19 protein-coding genes are annotated in these 18,140 nt (G+C 68.5%); 10 read left to right on the top strand and 9 right to left on the bottom strand.

The genetic code is table 11. The features are described from left to right. Positions 1 to 14: 14 nt before the first annotated feature. A complete protein-coding gene (locus HRUBRA_RS09885) occupies positions 15 to 509 on the top strand; it encodes a disulfide bond formation protein B (RefSeq protein WP_035516731.1) in 495 nt (164 codons plus the stop codon). A 110-nt stretch (positions 510 to 619) separates the two neighbouring features. On the opposite strand, the gene HRUBRA_RS09880 is transcribed toward HRUBRA_RS09885, so the two are convergent. Both HRUBRA_RS09880 and HRUBRA_RS09875 read right to left on the bottom strand, forming a co-directional pair. Further along, positions 620 to 1,387 (bottom strand): FKBP-type peptidyl-prolyl cis-trans isomerase, encoded by a 768-nt coding sequence (locus tag HRUBRA_RS09880; RefSeq protein WP_035516729.1) that lies wholly within the window; start codon positions 1,385 to 1,387, stop codon positions 620 to 622. Between the two features lie 93 nt (positions 1,388 to 1,480). Further along, on the bottom strand, positions 1,481 to 1,963 hold the full coding sequence (locus HRUBRA_RS09875) for a TIGR02444 family protein (protein WP_084592583.1): 483 nt from the start codon (positions 1,961 to 1,963) through the stop codon (positions 1,481 to 1,483). A gap of 41 nt (positions 1,964 to 2,004) precedes the next feature. On the opposite strand from HRUBRA_RS09875, the gene HRUBRA_RS09870 reads away from it, so the two are divergent. Next, complete coding sequence (locus HRUBRA_RS09870; protein WP_035516727.1) at positions 2,005 to 3,939, top strand: ABC-F family ATP-binding cassette domain-containing protein; 1,935 nt, start codon at positions 2,005 to 2,007, stop codon at positions 3,937 to 3,939. Here the strand turns inward: HRUBRA_RS09870 and HRUBRA_RS15650 are convergent. After that, positions 3,893 to 4,195: a GIY-YIG nuclease family protein gene (locus tag HRUBRA_RS15650; protein ID WP_322786728.1), complete on the bottom strand. Its 303-nt coding sequence runs from the start codon at positions 4,193 to 4,195 to the stop codon at positions 3,893 to 3,895. The two genes, HRUBRA_RS09870 and HRUBRA_RS15650, sit on opposite strands and share 47 nt — an antisense overlap. A gap of 34 nt (positions 4,196 to 4,229) precedes the next feature. Between HRUBRA_RS15650 and trxA the strand changes: the two genes are divergently transcribed. From trxA to ubiD, 3 genes are all read left to right on the top strand, one after another. Continuing rightward, positions 4,230 to 4,556 carry a thioredoxin TrxA gene (trxA, locus tag HRUBRA_RS09865; RefSeq protein WP_035516725.1) on the top strand — a complete coding sequence of 109 codons (327 nt, stop codon included), beginning with the start codon at positions 4,230 to 4,232 and terminating at the stop codon, positions 4,554 to 4,556. A gap of 208 nt (positions 4,557 to 4,764) precedes the next feature. Then, positions 4,765 to 6,033 (top strand): transcription termination factor Rho, encoded by a 1,269-nt coding sequence (gene rho / locus HRUBRA_RS09860; RefSeq protein ID WP_035516724.1) that lies wholly within the window; start codon positions 4,765 to 4,767, stop codon positions 6,031 to 6,033. 101 nt (positions 6,034 to 6,134) lie between these two features. Then, a complete protein-coding gene (ubiD, locus tag HRUBRA_RS09855) occupies positions 6,135 to 7,619 on the top strand; it encodes a 4-hydroxy-3-polyprenylbenzoate decarboxylase (RefSeq protein WP_035516722.1) in 1,485 nt (494 codons plus the stop codon). A 103-nt stretch (positions 7,620 to 7,722) separates the two neighbouring features. Here ubiD and HRUBRA_RS09850 read toward each other — a convergent pair whose 3' ends face one another. From HRUBRA_RS09850 to HRUBRA_RS09825, 6 genes are read right to left on the bottom strand one after another with little or no spacing between them, the layout of a single operon-like run. Next, entirely contained in the window at positions 7,723 to 9,018 is a 1,296-nt protein-coding gene (locus tag HRUBRA_RS09850) for a heme biosynthesis HemY N-terminal domain-containing protein (protein WP_052094647.1), read from the bottom strand. Then, complete coding sequence (locus HRUBRA_RS09845) at positions 9,018 to 10,367, bottom strand: uroporphyrinogen-III C-methyltransferase (RefSeq protein WP_035516721.1); 1,350 nt, start codon at positions 10,365 to 10,367, stop codon at positions 9,018 to 9,020. The genes HRUBRA_RS09850 and HRUBRA_RS09845 overlap by 1 nt, the downstream gene beginning before the upstream one ends. Then, positions 10,364 to 11,152, bottom strand: coding sequence for a uroporphyrinogen-III synthase (locus HRUBRA_RS09840; RefSeq protein WP_035516719.1), 789 nt, complete (start codon positions 11,150 to 11,152; stop codon positions 10,364 to 10,366). The genes HRUBRA_RS09845 and HRUBRA_RS09840 overlap by 4 nt, the downstream gene beginning before the upstream one ends. Then, the gene (gene hemC / locus HRUBRA_RS09835; protein ID WP_035516717.1) at positions 11,152 to 12,084 is read right to left on the bottom strand and encodes a hydroxymethylbilane synthase; all 933 of its coding nucleotides are present in this window, start codon (positions 12,082 to 12,084) and stop codon (positions 11,152 to 11,154) included. Before hemC ends, HRUBRA_RS09840 begins: the two co-directional genes overlap by 1 nt. A gap of 55 nt (positions 12,085 to 12,139) precedes the next feature. Next, positions 12,140 to 12,859 carry a LytR/AlgR family response regulator transcription factor gene (locus tag HRUBRA_RS09830; protein ID WP_035516716.1) on the bottom strand — a complete coding sequence of 240 codons (720 nt, stop codon included), beginning with the start codon at positions 12,857 to 12,859 and terminating at the stop codon, positions 12,140 to 12,142. After that, the gene (locus HRUBRA_RS09825; protein WP_052094645.1) at positions 12,856 to 13,917 is read right to left on the bottom strand and encodes a sensor histidine kinase; all 1,062 of its coding nucleotides are present in this window, start codon (positions 13,915 to 13,917) and stop codon (positions 12,856 to 12,858) included. Before HRUBRA_RS09825 ends, HRUBRA_RS09830 begins: the two co-directional genes overlap by 4 nt. Before the next feature lie 93 nt (positions 13,918 to 14,010). Here HRUBRA_RS09825 and argH point away from each other — a divergent pair, with 93 nt between their 5' ends. The 5 genes from argH to HRUBRA_RS09805 all read left to right on the top strand — a co-directional run. After that, the gene (gene argH, locus HRUBRA_RS09820; RefSeq protein WP_035516715.1) at positions 14,011 to 15,426 is read left to right on the top strand and encodes an argininosuccinate lyase; all 1,416 of its coding nucleotides are present in this window, start codon (positions 14,011 to 14,013) and stop codon (positions 15,424 to 15,426) included. 69 nt (positions 15,427 to 15,495) lie between these two features. Next, complete coding sequence (locus HRUBRA_RS15645; protein WP_236629840.1) at positions 15,496 to 15,618, top strand: lipoprotein; 123 nt, start codon at positions 15,496 to 15,498, stop codon at positions 15,616 to 15,618. Further along, positions 15,615 to 16,865 (top strand): diaminopimelate decarboxylase, encoded by a 1,251-nt coding sequence (gene lysA, locus HRUBRA_RS09815; RefSeq protein ID WP_035516713.1) that lies wholly within the window; start codon positions 15,615 to 15,617, stop codon positions 16,863 to 16,865. Before HRUBRA_RS15645 ends, lysA begins: the two co-directional genes overlap by 4 nt. 8 nt (positions 16,866 to 16,873) lie before the next feature. Further along, the gene (dapF, locus tag HRUBRA_RS09810; protein ID WP_035516712.1) at positions 16,874 to 17,704 is read left to right on the top strand and encodes a diaminopimelate epimerase; all 831 of its coding nucleotides are present in this window, start codon (positions 16,874 to 16,876) and stop codon (positions 17,702 to 17,704) included. 17 nt (positions 17,705 to 17,721) lie between these two features. Beyond that, a partial coding sequence (locus HRUBRA_RS09805; RefSeq protein ID WP_035516710.1) for a DUF484 family protein occupies positions 17,722 to 18,140 on the top strand: 419 nt, incomplete at its 3' end.

The following is an 18,140-nucleotide window of genomic DNA, read 5'->3' as shown; positions in this document are numbered from 1 at the left end:
AGAGTAACGCCACCATGCCAGCGCTCACAGCACCCCGCTCGGTGTTCTTCCTGCTGTTCCTCGGCACTGTCTTTGCAATGCTGTTCGCTGTGTTTTTCCTGCAGCAGCACCTGGGCCTGGCGCCCTGTCCGCTCTGCGTCACCCAGCGCGGCTTCATGATCCTTACCGGCCTGCTCGCTCTGCTGGCGGCCCTGCACAACCCGGGGGTAACGGGCCGCCGAACCTATGCCGGCCTGTGTCTCCTTGCCGCTGGCGGCGGGGCCGGCGTCGCCGGCCGCCACGTGTGGCTGCAACAGCTGCCGGAAGACCAGGTGCCAGCCTGCGGCCCGAGCCTCGGTTACCTGCTCGACACGCTGCCGCTCTCGGAGGCCTTCTCGGTCATCATGATGGGGGATGGCAACTGCGCAGAGACCGTGTGGACTTTCCTCGACCTCAGCATTCCGGCGCAGACCCTGGCGGGTTTCCTGGTGCTGTGCCTGCTCAGTCTCTGGCAGCTGCTGCGCCGCTGAGCGGCGCAGGCGCCGGGGGATAGCCGGGGGAGGCGCATCTTCGCGCCGACGGAAAACGGCCTGGTTCCCGGAGTCGCGGCGAGACACCGCGACTCCGGGCAGGACGCTGATCAGCCTTCGGCGGGAGCGTCCTCGCCGGCGGCTTCCTCTTCCTGGCTCGGAATGGACAGCAGCTCGACCTCGAAGGTCAACGCAGCGTTCGGGCCAATCACGTTGCCCGCACCGCCGGCGCCGTAGGCCAGCTCCGGCGGGATGTAGAGCTTCCACTTGGAGCCAATCGGCATAAGCTGCAGCGCTTCCGTCCAGCCGGCGATAACCTGATCAACGCCAAAGGTCACGGGCTGGCCGCGCTCATAAGAAGAGTCGAACTCCGTGCCGTCGAGCAGCGTGCCGCGATAGTGAACCTCAACGCTGTCACCGGAACCCGGCACAGGCCCCTCACCGGCCTCGATAACCTCGTACTGCAGGCCGCTATCGGTAACGGTGACTTCCTCACGCGCTCCGTTCTCGGCCAGGAAGGCCTGGGCCGCGTCGGCGTTGGCCGAGGCCTGGGCCTCCTGGTTGGCTTCCTGCTCCGCCTGCAGTTTTTCCTGGAAGGCCATCATCTCCGCCTGAATCTCTTCCTGGCTCAGGCGCTGCTCTGCTCCGCTGAAGGCATCACGCAGGCCCAGAGCGAAGGCGTCGATGTCCATCTCCATGCCGTCGTTCTTCATGTTGCGGCCAAGGCCAAGGGCCACGCCATAGCTCAGGCGCTTGGTCGGCGTATCGAGAGCCACCGGCTCGTTGCCGGCGGCACTGTCGCCGGACTGCTGCTGGTCGCAGGCCTGCAGGCCGAGGACGAGTGCAACCGCGGCCACGGGCGTGACGAATCTTTTCATAGTCTGCTTTCCATCATTTGCGGGAAAAAAAGGAGAACTGCGCCAGCGCCCGTCCGGGCGCCCGTCGCGCAAGCCTTGTTTCGTCGAATGTTACTACCGGCCGGGGGCCGGTCGCCACCCCCGCGCCAGCACAGTCGCCAGAGCATCGCGACGCCCGGCAGCCAGCCCCGGCGCCACCACCGCCAGGTTTTCCCGCAGCAGTGCCGGACCCGCCTCACCGGGCGTACCGCCGAGCTGCGGCAGCATTCGCTCCCACTGGGCCCGCTCGGCCTCGAGCTCCAGAGCCTTCAGACGCTCCCGCAGCGGCTCGACGCCGGCAAGACCGCGCCAGCGGCGACGCAGGGCGCGCAGCGGGCCCACGACCTCCGAGCGCCAGGGCCCCACCGCGGCAGCGAGGGCCGCACCCCGACCCGCAAGACTGACACCGCGACGCGCCTGCAGGGCCGCGGCGAGCAGCAGCAGTACGTCGGCACCGGCCTCGTCCTGAGCAGCGATGCAGGCCTCGGCAACTCCCGGCTCTGCGTACAGGGCCGTGATCCCGGCCCAGAGTTCCTCGACGTCACTGCGTCCCATCATCCTTCGCGCTTGCCCCGCTCGACCAGTAGAATGCTGCCCCCATGGTGATCTTACGTGAACTTTCCCTGCGCCGCGGCGACCGGCTGCTCCTCGACCGTGCCCGGGCCACGCTGCAGCACGGGGAGCGCATCGCCCTTATCGGCGCCAACGGCAGCGGTAAAAGCAGCCTCTTCGCCCTGCTTCTCGGCGAGCTCGGCGCCGACGGCGGCGAGGTAGACGGCCTCGCGGGGCTGCGCATTGCGCACATGGCGCAGGAGGTCGAGGCCAGCGCGCTGCCGGCCAGGGAGTATGTGCTCGCCGGCGATGCAGCACTCGCCGCCCTGCATAACCGGCTCCAGGCGCAGGAGCAAGCCGGTGACTTCGATGGCGCCGCGGCCACCCATGCGGCCCTGCAGGATTGCGACGGCTACAGCGCCGAGGCCCGCGTGGAGCGGCTCCTGCGCGGCCTTGGCTTCGCCCCGGGGGACGGCGAGCGCCCGGTGAGTGCTTTCTCCGGCGGCTGGCGCATCCGCCTGAATCTCGCCCGGGCGCTCATGACACCCTCCGACCTGCTCCTCCTCGACGAGCCCACGAACCATCTCGATCTCGATGCCAGTCTCTGGCTCCAGGGCTGGCTGGCAGACTACAGCGGCACCTTGCTGCTCATCTCCCACGACCGCGACTTCATCGACGCCAGCTGCAACCGCGTACTGCACCTCTCTGGCGGCAGCCTGGCGGCCTATCGGGGCGGTTATAGCGAATTCGAACGCCAGCGGGCCGAACGGCTGGCCTTGGAACAGGCCCAGCAGGAGAAGCAGCAGCAGCGCGTCGCCGAGATCGAAGCGTTCGTGCGCCGCTTCCGTGCCAAGGCGAGCAAGGCCCGGCAGGCCCAGTCCCGGCTGAAGGCCCTGGAGCGCATGGAGCAGGTCGCCGCGGCGCACGTCGATACGCCCTTTCGTTTCCAGTTTCCCCCGGCGCCACCGCTCACGGACCCCGCCCTGGCCCTCGACCGGGCCAGCCTCGGCCACAGCGAACGAACGGTTCTCGACGACGTCAGCCTGCGCCTGGCGCCCGGGGACCGCGTCGGCCTCCTCGGCCGCAATGGCGCCGGCAAGAGCACCCTGCTCAAGGCTCTCGTGGGCCGCCTGCCGCTGCTTGCCGGCGAGCGCCAGGCCTCCGATCGCTGCCGCCTCGGCTACTACGATCAGCAGCAGCTGGAGGTCCTCGATCTGACTGCGAGCCCGGCGCAGCACCTGCAGCGAGCCACCCCCGGGGCCCGGGAGCAGGCTATCTTCGATTTCCTCGGCGGTTTCGACTTCCGCGGTGATCGCGCCACAGCCTCCATCGCCCCCTTTTCCGGCGGCGAGAAAGCGCGCCTCGCCCTGGCCCTGGTGCTCTGGCAGGCGCCCAATCTGCTGGTGCTCGACGAGCCTACCAACCACCTGGACCTCGCCATGCGCGAGGCCCTCGCCGAGGCGCTGCAGCGCTACGACGGCACCGTGTTGCTGGTGAGTCACGACCGGCACCTGCTGCGATCGACCGTCGACCGCCTCTGGCTCGTGGCCGATGGAACGGTACACGATTATGACGGCGACCTTGCCGGCTACGAGGCGGCGGTCCTGGCCGCCGCCGGGCCCGCACCGGCTCCCTCAGCGCCGGCGGCGCCTGCGGAAGACCGCCGCAGCCGCCGCCAGGCTGCCGCGGCGCAGCGGGAACGGCTGCGTCCCCTGCAGCGCGACGTGAAGCGGCTGGAAGCCGCCCTCGAACGCAGCAGCGCGGAGCTCGCGGCAGTGCAGGAGAAGCTGGCGGACGAAACGCTCTACACAGCCGAGGCGGGCGATGAGCTCACGGCGCTGCTGCGCCGCGAGGGCGAGCTGCGCGGTGAGAACGAGAGCCTGGAAGACGCGTGGCTGGAAGCAGAGGCGGCCCTCGAAGAGGCCGCAGCGATCGTCAACGATGCAGAAGGCGAAGCTTCGCCCGGCGCGGCCAGCGCTTGATGCGGGCCTCCTGGCGCTGGGCCTCGCTCCGCGAGGCGGCTGCGGCGCTCCAACCGAGCACCACGGGACGGCGGCCACGGGTATAACGCGGCCCGCCGGCGAGTTCACCATTGTGCTGGCGCAGGCGTCGGGCGAGGTCCCGGGTTACGCCCGTATAGAGTGAGCCGTCGGCGCAGCACAGTACGTAGACAGTCCAGGCGCCCGCCGCGGATTGGTCGACGCCCGGCCGGGTGTTAGCATTAGACCCGTCAGCCACCGTTCCCGATACCCCTACCCGCTGGAGACCCCCTATGAGTGAACACATCGTACACGTGACCGATACCAGTTTCGATCAAGACGTCCTGAGTGCCGATGTCCCTGTCATCGTCGACTTCTGGGCCGAATGGTGCGGACCCTGCAAGATGATTGCACCGATCCTGGACGAAGTAGCCACCGAGTACGCCGGGCGCCTCAAGGTCTGCAAGGTCGACGTGGATTCGAACCCGGAAATCCCGCCGAAATTCGGCATCCGCGGTATTCCCACGCTGATCCTGTTCAAGAATGGCGCCGCGGAAGCCACGAAGGTCGGCGCGCTGTCCAAGACACAGCTTGTTGAGTTCATCGAAGAGGCGCTCTGAACGGAGGCCCGCCGGGGGCGGCCAGCGCGGAAAAAAGCGGTAGACGCCCCCACCCCACCATGCTAGATTCATTTTCGTTGCGCATCCCTGCGCAGCGATAATAACCCCGTAACCTGACCGGCTGCTTTATTACCCGGGTGCCCATGGTGCCCTCAGCTCCCCGCGCGGCCCGTCCTTTCCCTCTCGAATCACACCCCAGAACAAATCTATGAACCTGACCGACCTGAAGACCAAAGCAACGCAAGAGCTCATCGACATCGCCCAGGGCATCGGCCTCGAGAATATGGCCCGGTCCCGCAAGCAGGACATCATCTTCTCCATCCTCAAGAAGCACGCCAAAAGCGGTGAGGACATCTATGGAGACGGTGTGCTGGAAATTCTCCAGGACGGTTTCGGTTTCCTGCGCTCGGCGGACAGCTCCTACCTTGCGGGCCCCGATGACATCTACGTGTCCCCGAGCCAGATCCGCCGCTTCAACCTGCGCACCGGCGACACGATCACCGGAAAAATCCGCCCGCCGAAGGACAGCGAACGCTATTTCGCGCTGCTCAAGATCGGCGAGGTCAATTTTGACCGGCCGGAAAACTCCAAGAGCAAGATCCTGTTCGAAAACCTGACGCCGCTGTTCCCCACGGAGCGGTTGACCCTCGAGAAGGGCAACGGCAGCACCGAGGACCTGACCGGCCGCATCATTGATCTAGTTGCGCCCATCGGCAAAGGCCAGCGCGGCCTGCTGGTGGCACCGCCGAAGGCGGGCAAGACCATCATGATGCAAAGCATGGCACAGGCCATCATGAGCAATAATCCGGAGTGCTACATCATCGTGCTGCTCATCGACGAGCGGCCCGAGGAAGTGACCGAGATGCAGCGCTCCGTCGGCGTGCGCGGCGCCGAGGTGGTGGCCTCCACCTTTGACGAGCCACCGGCCCGCCATGTGCAGGTAGCCGACATGGTTATCGAGAAGGCCAAGCGCCTGGTCGAACACAAGCGCGACGTGGTCATCCTTCTAGACTCCATCACGCGTCTCGCGCGCGCCTACAACACCGTCATACCCAGCTCCGGCAAGGTGCTCACCGGCGGCGTGGACGCGCACGCCCTGGAGCGGCCCAAGCGCTTCTTCGGCGCGGCCCGGAACATCGAGGAAGGCGGCAGCCTGTCTATTCTGGCCACCGCCCTTATCGACACCGGCTCAAAAATGGACGAGGTGATCTACGAAGAGTTCAAGGGCACCGGCAACATGGAGCTGCACCTGGACCGCAAGATCTCCGAAAAACGCGTCTACCCGGCCATCAATGTCCGCCGCTCCGGCACGCGCCGGGAGGAACTGCTCACCGGGGAAGAGGAACTGCAGCGCATGTGGATCCTGCGCAAGCTGCTGCACGGGATGGAAGATACGCCGGCCATCGAGTTCCTCATCGACAAGCTCAAGGACACCAAGACGAACGACGAGTTCTTCATGTCCATGCGGCGGAAGTAACCGCCGCACTCCTCTGGGACGATCCTTGGGGGTGCGCCGCTCCTTCCGGCAGCACGATCCGCTCGCTGCTATAATTCGGCGCCCCTGGCGAAGGACAGCTCATGGCCGCACGCTACGCAGATCTGCGGGATTTCATTGACGCCCTGGAAAAGCAGGGCGAGCTGAAACGCATCGACCTCGAGGTCGACCCGCGCCTGGAAATGACCGAAATCGCCGATCGCACGCTGCGTGCCGGCGGCCCGGCGCTCCTGTTCACCAACCCGAAGGGGTCTACCGTTCCTGTGCTCGCGAACCTCTTCGGCACCGAGCGCCGGGTGGCCCTCGGTATGGGCGCCGACAGCGTCGGCGCCCTCCGCGAAATCGGTGAATTGCTCGCCTATCTTCGACAGCCGGACCCGCCGGCGAACTTCCGCGATGCCATCGACAAGGCGCCGTTGCTGAAGAAAATCATGGCCATGGGGCCGAAGACCGTGCGCAATCCGCCCTGCCAGGTCCACGTGCGCGAAGGCGATGCCGTGGACCTCTACGAGCTGCCGATCCAGACCTGCTGGCCCGGCGATGCGGGCCCCCTCGTCACCTGGCCGCTGGTTATCACCCGGGGGCCGCAGAAGAAGCGCCAGAATCTCGGCATCTACCGCATGCAGCTGATCGGGCGGAACAAGCTGATCATGCGCTGGCTGTCGCACCGGGGCGGCGCCCTGGACTACCGCGACTGGCAGGAGCAGTATCCCGGTCAGCGCTATCCGGTCGCCATCGCCCTCGGCGCCGACCCGGCGACGACTCTCGGTGCCGTAACACCGGTACCGGATACGCTCTCCGAGTACGCCTTTGCGGGCCTCCTGCGCGGCAGCAAGACCGAGCTGGCGGAGTGCGTCACGCCCCTTTGCCGCGAGCATGGCCTGCAGGTGCCGGCCAGTGCCGAGTTCGTTCTCGAGGGTTACCTGGAACCCGGCGAACTCGCCGATGAGGGGCCCTTCGGCGACCACACGGGGTACTACAATGAAGTGGACCGCTTCCCCGTGTTCACCGTGGCGGCGATTACCAGCCGCGAGGCACCGATCTACCACAGCACCTACACGGGCCGCCCACCGGACGAGCCCGCCATCCTCGGTGTCGCGCTCAACGAGGTGTTCGTACCGCTACTGAAAAAGCAGTTTCCGGAGATCGTCGACTTCTACCTTCCGCCGGAAGGCTGCTCCTACCGCATGGCGGTGGTGACCATGCGCAAGGAGTATCCCGGCCATGCCAAGCGGGTGATGCTGGGTATCTGGTCTTTTCTTCGCCAGTTCATGTACACGAAGTTCATTGTGGTCACCGACGACGACGTCGACGCGCGCAACTGGCAGGACGTGATCTGGGCCATCACCACGCGCATGGATCCCCGCCGGGACTGCACCTTCGTCGACAACACCCCCATCGACTATCTCGACTTCGCCTCACCGGTCGCCGGCCTCGGCTCCAAGGTCGGGCTCGACGCCACCAATAAATGGCCCGGAGAAACAGACCGCGAGTGGGGTGAGCCTATCAGCATGGATAAAACGACGCGGGACCGGGTGGACGCGATCTGGGACCAGCTGGGGCTTTGAGACAGCAGGCGGCCCGTGCAGCACGCGCCGGGCTGAAGTAGGGCCGGCGCGGGCACTAGCCGCCGGCCGAGGCGTCATCCCCGGTGTGGCGCGCCTGGCGGCCTCAGGCGCCGCGACCCGCCCGGTCGCCGCCCTCGCCATCGAGGCGGCGATCCTCCGGTACGAGGTCCTCCGCGCCGACAGCATCCGGGAGCGGCAGCTCCGGCAGGGCCTCGCCCTGCAGCGTTATGCCCGTGTTGAAGTACTGCGCGGCGAGATTGTGCTCACCGCTCGCCAGCAGCAGCCGGCCGAGCTCCGCACAGGCTTCTTCGGTGGGACCTGCCTGGATGCTGCGCTCGAAGTACTGGCGCGCGCGCTGCCAGTCCTGCCCGCGTGCAGCGAGACGGCCGAGGCAGAGGAACAGCTCCGGATCATCACCGTGCTTGCCGAGCCAGCTTTCGGCCTGGGAGAGCTGGCGCCGGCCCTTCTCCAGAGCCAGGCGCCCGTAGCGATTGACCAGCGCAGGGTCCCAGCGCTTCTTCAGAACGCGCGTAATGAGCTTCGCCGCCTCGCCCTCGGCGCCAACCTTTTCAAGGAGCTCGACATAACGGCGCAGCAGCGCCTCGTCCTGCTGCAGCGCCGGCGGCACGCGCCGCCAGGTGAGCTTGAGCGAGGCCGCCGTGTCGTCCCCGAGGTCCAGCGCCGCGCCCTCGAGCAGCCTCAGGTGGCATTCGCGCTCGAGGCGGGCGAGCTCCTTGTCCGGCAGCGCGCCCTGCCGCCGGAGCGTCGGCAGCAGCTCCGCCAGCCCTTCCCAGTCGCCCAGCCCCAGCAGCGCCTTGCAGCGCAGCCGCGATACCTGAGGACTGTTGCTACGCCGGGCCACCCGCTCAAGGCAGGTGAGGGCGCGATCGAATTTGCCGCCCTGCAGCGCAAGCTCAGCCTGGGTGAGATCCACGGCCACGGCAGCCTGAATGTCCTCGCGCAGCGCGGCCTCGAGGTCACTGCGCATCTGGTCGGGATCGTCAAGCTGGAAGCTCGCCCGAGCCGCCATGAGGTGATTGAAGACCGGTGAGGCGCTGTGCTTCGCTCCGCGCTGCAGCTGGCGCCGGGACTTCTGCCAGTCACCCTCGATATAGCCGATCAGGCCGCGGTTGGTAAGCCGCGCCGCCTGCCGCCTTTGCCGGGAGGTGGCCCAGAAGCGCACCGTTCCGGGGCTCGCCAGCAGCCGGGCGAGGGTGCCGATAACGGCGTAGAGCACCAGCACCAGCACCGCAATAAGCAGCAGGCCCACCCACAGGCTGGACTCCACCGTGTACTCACCGAAGGCGATAAGCAGGTAGCCCGGCTCGCTTTCGATCATGGCCACCAGGCCCACGCCCAGCAGCAAAGCGATGAGCGCAAGGAGGAAAAAGCCGCGCATCAGTCGCCGCTCCGGCCCGCGCGCGCAGCAAGCAGGGACTGCATGGCGGCGAGGCTGCCGGTAGCGTCGGGCACGTCGACACTGACCCGCTCGCCGGCGAGGGCCTCGAGTTCGTCGATCATGGCCGCAGCGCCATCGGGGTCACTGGCAACGAATTCGCGGACCCAGCCCGTGGCGCGCTCAACGCTTTCCCGATAAAGGCGGCCGTTGCCGGACAGTAGCGCCACCTGACCCTGCTCCAGCAGCATGCGCAGGTTCTGCCGCACGAGCCGCTCCCACTGCGGGTCCATAAGCACTTCTACCGGCTCGTCGCGGCGGCGCACCACAACGTAGTCGGAGAGCTTGGCCATGGCGCGCTCGTAGCCCTGGCGGAGCCGGCTCTGCCAATCGCCCTCCCCTTTCGGCAGGGACTCACCAGGGGGCATCGACGGCTCGGCAAAGACCTCGAGGCTGTCGATACGGTCGATGAGCGCGGCGAGGCGCAGGTAAGCGCCCTGGCGGTCGAGTTTCGGTACGGCGCGCACGGCGGCGAGATCCTCAGCGATAGCCTCGCGCACGCGGTGGAGTGACGGGTCGTCGAGCTCCCGCAGGACACCGTCGGCACTGCGCAGGAGGGCCTCGGCGGAGGCGGTGTCGCCGGTCATGACCAGGCGCTGGTTGGCGAGGCGCAGGAGGTAGTTGGTCTCGGCGAGCAACCAGCTGTCGCGATCGCCGGCGCTGACCTGCTGGAACTCCTTCAGCTGGCTGCGCTGCCGGGCGAGCTGGCTATCGACGCGATCAAGGCGTCCAGCCACCGTGTCGCGAAAGCTGGCGAGGGCTTTTGCGGTCTCCGCCTGTCCGCTGCGCGCATCGCGGGCATCCTCGGCAACATCCGCGAGCCGGTCCCGGAGCTCATCATCGGCAGCCTGCCGTTCACCGCGCAGCTGCGTCTCAGCGGCCTTCACGGCCAGCTCCAGCTGACGCTCAAGCGCCGTATTGAGTTGTTCGAGCGTCGCGCTCTCGCGACCCGAGACAGCCTCGAGGGCGGTCAGGCGCTGGAGCACATCGCTGTCCCGGCGCTGGCCATCAAGGAGCCCCCAGAAGGCCGCGCCGGCAGCCAGCACCGCTATGGCCAGGGCAAGCTTCGGAATAAGGGGATTAACGGCCGGTTCTGCCGCGGCAGGGGCCGCCGGGGTCGCTGGAGCCATGGTGGTGGGCTCGGGCGCCGGGGTCGGGCGGTCGCCCGCAGCGGCGGCCTCCGTGCGCTCGTCCGCACCGCCTGCTGCATCGTCTACTGGCGATGCTTCCGTCGCGTCGGTGCTGTCATGCTGCTCCGCGCTGTCCTCGGCGCGGTCATCGTCTCTCGTCACTCGCTTTCCCCCAGGGCCGAGCGCCAGCGCTGAGCCGCGGCCAGCATGGCGTCGTCGGCGGCGTTGGCCGCGACCACCGGTTGCTGCCAGCCCGCAGAGACGGCGTCCTCCGCGACGCGCGCCGACGGTACGACCAGCGTGATGTCCGCTAACTTATGCGTTTCCCGTGGCTTAAGCAATGCCGTCAGATTAGCAAGCGCTTCACCACTGGAAATCAGTATCAGCCGAACAGCATCGTGCTGCAGTCGCTCGGCCAGCGCGGCGCCGTCGACCGCTGGCGCCACACGCCGGTAGCAGGCAAGCTCTTCGACCTCGGCGCCCCGGGAGCCTAGTGTCTCGCGCAGGGCCTGCCGTCCTCCCTCCCCCTTGACGATCAGCACCCGCTGGCCAGTTACCGCGCACAGCGCCGGCAGGGCGAGCAGTCCCTCGCTGGTCATGTCGGCACCCGGCGTGCGCACCGACAGCCCGGCATCACGCAGGGCCGCGGCGGTGCTGTCGCCGACGGCGTAACAGGCGACGCCCGCGGGCCACCGGGGCCAGGCGCGCTGGAGCAGCTCGAGGCCGAAACGTACGGCGTTACTGCTGATGAAAATGCAGTGCTGGAAGCGGTCCAGTTCCTGCACCAGCCGCCGCTGTGCGGCGGGCAGCCCGGCAAAGGGCTCCAGGGCAAGGAGGGGCTGCCGGACCACCGCGAAGCCCGCGGCCTCGAGGCGCCCGCACAGGCTGTCGGCCTGGCCGGCCGGACGCGTTACCAGAACCGTTGGCGCGGAACCCGGGCCGGGCACTAGCGGTTGTACACCTCGGCGAGGATCGCCGCGGCGCCCTGGTCCAGGAGGTCCTCGGCCACGGCGATGCCCAGGGCCTCGGCCTCGGCGACCGGCGCGCGGCCCTCGGCGCGCAGCACCGTGGTCCCGTCAGGCCGGCCGACCAGGCCGCGCAGCCAGAGCGCGCTGCCGCCATCGACGTGCTCCGCATAAGCGGCAATAGGCACCTCGCAGCCGCCCTGGAGACGGCGGTTCAACGCCCGCTCCGCGAACACCCGCTCGGCCGTGGCGCTGTGATGCAGCGGCTGAAGCAGTTCGAGGGTAGCGCGGTCATCCGTGCGCAGCTCGATGCCGACCGCACCCTGACCGCCGGCGGGCAGCGAAGCGGTTGCGGGGATATGATTGCGGACGCGATCACCAAGGCCCAGGCGGATCAGACCCGCGCTGGCGAGGATGATGGCGTCATACTCGCCGTCGTCGAGCTTCCGCAGGCGGGTCTGCACGTTGCCGCGGAGGAAGCGGACCGTGAGGTCCGGCCGCCGGGCACGCAGCTGACACTCCCGGCGCAGGCTGGAGGTACCGACCACGGCGCCCGCGGGCAGATCCTCCACCCGCTCGTAGCGGTTGCTGACGAAGGCGTCGGTGGGTTCCTCCCGCTCGCAGATGATGCCGAGGCCCAGGCCTTCGGGAAACTCCATGGGCACGTCCTTCATGGAGTGCACGGCGATATCGGCGCTACGATCAAGCAGAGCGGTCTCGAGTTCCTTTACAAACAATCCCTTGCCGCCGACCTTGGCCAGCGGCACATCGAGGATCTGATCCCCGCGCGAGGTCATCCCCAGGAGCTCGACGGTGAGGCCGGGGTGGGCTGCGGTGAGCGCGTCGCGTACGTATTCCGCCTGCCACAGCGCGAGCGCGCTCTCGCGGGTCGCAATGGTGACTGTCTGGGCCATGAGGTTCCCCCGGTATCTGAAAGCGGCGCCATGATACCAGCGAGCGCCCCGGGGGTCAGCGCGCCGCGAGTTGCTCCCGGAAGGACGCCAGGTGGCGTCGGCTCACCGCCGGGCGCCGATCTATCCTGTCCAGTTCCACCACCCAGCCGTCGTCCTCGCGGGCAAGGCGGGTGACGTGGGCCAGGGCGACCAGCGCGCCGCGGTGCACGCGGACAAAGCGCCGGGGGAACTCGCGCTCCAGTTCCTTCAAGGTGTCGTCGAGCACCAGCGCTCCGTGCGGGCCGTAGGCCACCACGTACTTCTGCTCTGCCAGCAGGCAGCGCACCGCATCCACCGCCATGGCGCGCATACCACCGTGGCCGCTGCTGACCAGCTCCCGCCGGCCCTGGTCGCCGCGGAGGACGGCGAGCTGAGCGCGATTGACTCGCCCGGCGGCGGCGAAAGCCTGCGCGAGGTCTGCCTCGCGCACGGGCTTGAGCAGATAGCCCACCGCCGCGTGACGCAGTGCATCCAGCGCGTAGGCATCATAGGCGGTGCAGAAAACAACGGCCGGCGGCTGCGCCATGGCGGCCAGGCGCTCGGCAACGGCCAGACCATCGGTCCCGGGCATGCGGATATCGAGCAGCACCAGGTCTGGCGGCGCGCCCCGCACCAGGCGCAGGGCGCTTTCGCCATCCCCGGCCTCGGTTACCGTCGCCCCCGGACGCAGCCGCGCGAGAAGCCGCTGCAGCCGCTGCCGGGCCAAGGGCTCATCGTCGACGATAAGAACCTTCACGAGCCGAGAGCCAGCGGCAGGCGGACGGCCACGGCATAGCTGTCACCCGCCGGGGCGGCGCGAAAGCGGTGCCGGTCCGGATAAAGGGCCGACAGGCGCTGGCGGATGTTATCGAGGGCAAGGTGCTCACCAGAACCGGCGCCATGCTCACCGTCCCCCGGCATCGGGTTCACCACCGAGAGACGCAGCTCGCCGTCCAGCGTCTCGATGACCACGCGGATGCGCCCGCCGCCCGGCAGGCGGGCGATACCGTGGTTGACCGCGTTCTCGAGCAGCGGCTGTAGCAGCAGCGAAGGCAGGCGCGCCTTGCGGGCGCTGTCGTCCACGGCCCAGCTCACCGCGAGGCGGTCGCCGAGGCGCAGGGCCTCAATGGCCAGGTAGCGCTCACAGAGCGCCAGCTCCTCGGCGACGGTCGTTTCCTGCTCGTCCTCGCGCAGGCTGGCGCGCAGGAGATCCGCGAGGTCTTCCACAGCACTTTCCGCGGCGGCGGGCCTGGCGCCGATGAGGCTGGCGATACTATTGAGGGCGTTGAACAGGAAGTGCGGATGGATGCGCGAACGCAACGAAGAGAGCCGTGCCTGCAGCCCGGCCCGCTGCTGCAGCCCGAGCTGCTGCTGCAGGTAGAAGTAGCGCAGCACGATAGCGGCGAGCAGCACGGCCACGAGCACATTGCGCAGGATCCAGCCGGGGGCCTGCACCGAGGCCAGGGTCGGCGGATAGGCCAGGCGGGCGAGACCGCTGCTGAGAGCGGTCACGGAGGCGACCACGGCCAGCGAGGCGACAGTGACCAGCGGCAGGCTGAAGCGGGCGAGGAGCGGACGCAGAACGCAGAGCAGCGCCGACGACAGCAACACGCACCACTGCACAAACAGCGAGGATGGACCCAGGCCCTGCCAGTCGAACGGCGCCGGCACGCTGTCGGCGAGGTGGTGGACCAGCACAAGCAGCTCTGCGAGCAGCACGGCAAAAAAAACCGCCCGCGGCGCGCACAGGTCGGGAAGGAAGAAATCATCATCGGGCAGCGGCGAAGCCGCGCCCGGCGGTTCGCGTCGCGGCATCCGCCGACTCCCGCTGAAACGGCACTGTTATACTTGCACGCCCGCCAGCGGCGGACAAGACAATCGCAAGGGACCGGGGACAGGGGAAAGGGCATGAGCAGGGACAGCAGCGAGGGCGACACGAGCGGCGTCTGGGGCGGGCGCTTCAGCGAGGCAACGGATGCTTTCGTGCAGCGCTTCACCGCCTCCGTGGCCTTCGACCGGCGCCTGGCGCAGGAAGACATTGCCGGTTCCCGGGCCCACGCGACCATGCTGCGCGATCGCGGCGTCCTCACTACGGAAGACCACGACCGCATCGCTGCCGGTCTCGACCAGGTTGCGGCGGAGATCGCCGCCGGCGACTTCCCCTGGTCCGAGCGCCTGGAGGATGTCCACATGAACATCGAGGCGCGGCTCACGGAACTGGTCGGGCCCGCCGGCAAGCGGCTGCACACCGGGCGCTCACGCAATGACCAGGTGGCGACGGATATCCGGCTCTGGCTGCGCGAGGCCATCGACCGCATTGCCGCCGAGCTCACCCGGCTCCAGCGCGGCACCATCGGCCTTGCCCGCGCCCATGCAGACACCATCATGCCCGGTTTCACGCACCTGCAGACGGCCCAGCCGGTAACCTTCGGCCATCACCTGCTGGCCTGGAACGAAATGCTCGAGCGCGACTACGGCCGCCTTCGGGACTGCCGGGCCCGGCTCAACCAGTGCCCCCTGGGCGCGGCCGCGCTGGCCGGTACGACCTTTCCCCTGGACCGGGAGCAGACGGCTGCGGCCCTGGGCTTTGACGCTCCCTGCGAAAATTCCCTGGACGCAGTCTCGGACCGGGACTTCGCCATCGAGTTCTGCGCCTTCGCGGCGCTGCTCATGACCCACCTGTCGCGCATGGCCGAAGAGCTGGTGCTCTGGACCTCCGCGCAGTTCGACTTCGTGCGCCTGCCGGACCGCTTCTGCACGGGCTCCTCGATCATGCCGCAGAAGAAGAACCCGGACGTCCCCGAGCTGGTGCGCGGCAAGACGGGCCGTGCCAATGGCAACCTGGTGGCCTTGCTTACGCTCATGAAGAGCCAGCCGCTGGCCTACAACAAGGACAATCAGGAAGACAAGGAGCCGCTCTTCGACTCCGCGGACACGGCCCTCGATGCGCTGCGCGCCTTCGCCGACATGGTGCCGGCCATCGAAGCCAACGCCGCTGCGATGCGCGACGCAGCCCTGCGCGGCTTCGCCACCGCGACGGACCTGGCCGACTACCTGGTGCGCCGGGGCCTGCCCTTCCGCGATGCCCATGAAGTCGTGGGCAAGGCCGTGGCCCACGGACTCGAGACCGGCAAGGACCTTGCGGAGATGGACCTCGAGACGCTGCGCAGTTTCTCCAGCAGCATCGACGACGATGTCTTCGCTGTGCTGACCCTGGAGGGTTCCGTGGCCGCCCGGGAACACATCGGCGGCACCGCCCCGGCGCAGGTTCGCGCCGCCGCCGGGCGCGCCCTCGCCCGCGTGGAGGGTCGCGGCCCGGCCTGACCAGTTCCCATCGCTCCCCGCGCGGCGCAGCGTTATACTACGGGTTTGACGCTTCTGGAACTTTCTGCCGTGACGATCCTGTCCCGCGCCATGCTGCTCGCGGCGCTCGCCCTCACCACCGCCTGCGGACAGGTGGGCCCGCTCTATCCAGCACCGCCGCCGTCCGACGACCGCGCGGAGGACAGTCCGTGAGCGCCTTCCAGCGCCGCGACGGCGAGCTGTTCGTCGAAGCTGTTGCCCTGACGGCCATCGCCGGGGCCGAAGGCACACCCTGCTACGTGTACTCCCGCGCCGCCATGGAAGCGGCCCTCGATGCCTACCAGAGCGCCCTCGCCGGCTGCCGGCACCTGGTGTGCTACGCGGTGAAGGCGAACTCGAACCTGGCGGTGCTGGACCTCCTTGCCCGCCGCGGCGCCGGCTTCGACATTGTTTCCGGCGGCGAACTCGAACGCGTGGTGGCCGCGGGCGGCGACCCGGCCAAGGTGGTCTTCTCCGGCGTCGGCAAGCAGGCCGGTGAGATGGCCCGCGCTCTGGAGCTGGGCATCCGCTGCTTCAACGTGGAATCACCGGCGGAGCTGGAGCTGCTGGACAGCGTTGCCCGGGCTCACGGCGTCATCGCACCGGTATCCCTGCGGGTAAACCCGGACGTCGACGCCGAGACCCACCCGTACATCTCCACCGGGCTCAAGGAGAACAAGTTCGGTATCGACAGCGACGGGGCCCTTGCCGTTTACCGGCGGGCGGCGGAGCTCGCGGGCCTGCGCATCGTTGGCATGGACTGCCATATCGGCTCGCAGCTCACCAGCACCGGCCCCTTCCTCGACGCGGTGGCCCGCATGCTCGAGCTTGTGGACCAGCTGGCCGACGAGGGCATCACCCTTAGGCACCTCGATGTCGGTGGCGGCCTGGGTGTGCGCTACCGGGACGAGCAGCCACCCGCCATCGGCCAGTACATCGCGGCGCTGCGCGCAGCGGTCGGGGAGCGCGACCTGGAGCTGGTCTTCGAGCCTGGCCGCTCCATCGTCGCCAATGCCGGCGTACTGCTGACCACCGTGAACTACCTCAAGCACTCGGCCTGGCACAACTTCGCCCTGGTCGACGCGGCCATGAACGACTTCATCCGCCCGGCGCTCTACGAGGCCTGGGTCGACATCGAGACGGTGAGCGACGGCGCCGGCGGCGAGACCGGCACCTGGGATGTGGTGGGCCCGGTCTGCGAGACCGCGGACTTCCTCGGCCGCGGCCGGGAGCTGACACTCCGCCCCGGCAGCCTGCTGGCAGTGCGCGGCGCCGGCGCCTACGGTTTCGTCATGAGTTCGAATTACAACACCCGCCCCCGCGCCGCCGAAGTGCTCGTGGACGGCGAGCAGTGGCACGTGGTGCGCGAGCGTGAAACCCTTGACGACCTGCTGCGCGGCGAGCGCCGCCTGCCGAACTGAGGCCCGCCGTGGCGATCCGCTTCACCAAGATGCACGGCATCGGCAACGACTTTGTTGTACTCGACGGCGTAACGCAACAGCTGCAGCTGAAGCCCCGGGACATCCGCCGGCTCGCGGACCGGCGCCGGGGCGTCGGTTGCGACCAGGTCCTGATCGCAGAGCCGCCGGGGCGGCCGGACGTGGACTTCCGCTACCGCATCTTCAACGCTGACGGCAGCGAGGCCGGCCAGTGCGGTAACGGTGCACGCTGCTTCGCGCGCTTCCTGCGACACCGCAAGCTGACCGCGAAGCGGCTGATCACCGTGGAGACCCAGGGTGGACTGATGACCCTGCGCGTCCTCGACAAACATGAGGTCGAAGTGGATATGGGTGCGCCGCGCCTGGAGCCCGCAGACATTCCCCTGGACCGGCCCGCCCGCGCCGACAGCTACGACCTCACGGTGGATGGCGAGACCCTTCGCGTAGGCGCACTATCCATGGGCAACCCGCACGCGGTGCTGCGCGTCGACGATGTCGCCCACTGCGACCTCGAGCGTCTCGGACCCGAGATCGAGGGCCACCCGGCTTTCCCCGAGCGCGTGAACGCGGGCTTCGCCGAGATCGTGGACCGCGGCACGCTGCGCCTGCGGGTCTACGAGCGCGGCGCCGGCGAGACGCTGGCCTGTGGCTCCGGGGCCTGCGCCGCCGTGGTCTGGGGCCGGCGCCAGGGCTGGCTGGACGAGCAGGTGACAGTGCACCTGCCCGGCGGTAAGCTTTCCGTGAGCTGGGCCGGCGACGGTGAGCCGGTCCTGCTCAGGGGCCCCACGGCCATAGCCTTCGAAGGCACAATCCGACTCTAGCGGCGAGGAAGCAGCGCATGGCAGCACAGAACCCGCGGCAGAGTGCCGCAGAAACGGTAATGGATGAGTCGCAACTTCGAGACTACCTCCTGGATAATCCCGATTTCTTTCAGCGTCACCCGGACCTGCTGCGCACCCTGCATATTCCCCACGGCAGCGGCGATGCGGTCTCCCTGGTGGAGCGGCAGGTCAGCGTGCTGCGCGAGCGCAACGTCGATCTCCGGCACCGGCTCAAGGAGCTCACCGACGCCGCACGGGAGAACGAGACCCTCTACGTCGGCACCCGGGCCCTGGTGCTGTCGCTTCTTGAGGCCGCGAGCGTCACGGAGCTGCTGACACGCTTCGAACAGGGCATGAGCGAGCACTTCGACACGGCTCACGCGGCCCTGGTGATCTATGGAGACGGACCAGCGGAAGGCGCCTGCCGCTGCGCCGA

The organism is Pseudohaliea rubra DSM 19751 (genome assembly GCF_000764025.1).
Classification (GTDB): Bacteria; Pseudomonadota; Gammaproteobacteria; order Pseudomonadales; family Halieaceae; genus Pseudohaliea; species Pseudohaliea rubra.
This window is presented reverse-complemented; position numbering and strand designations above follow the sequence as displayed.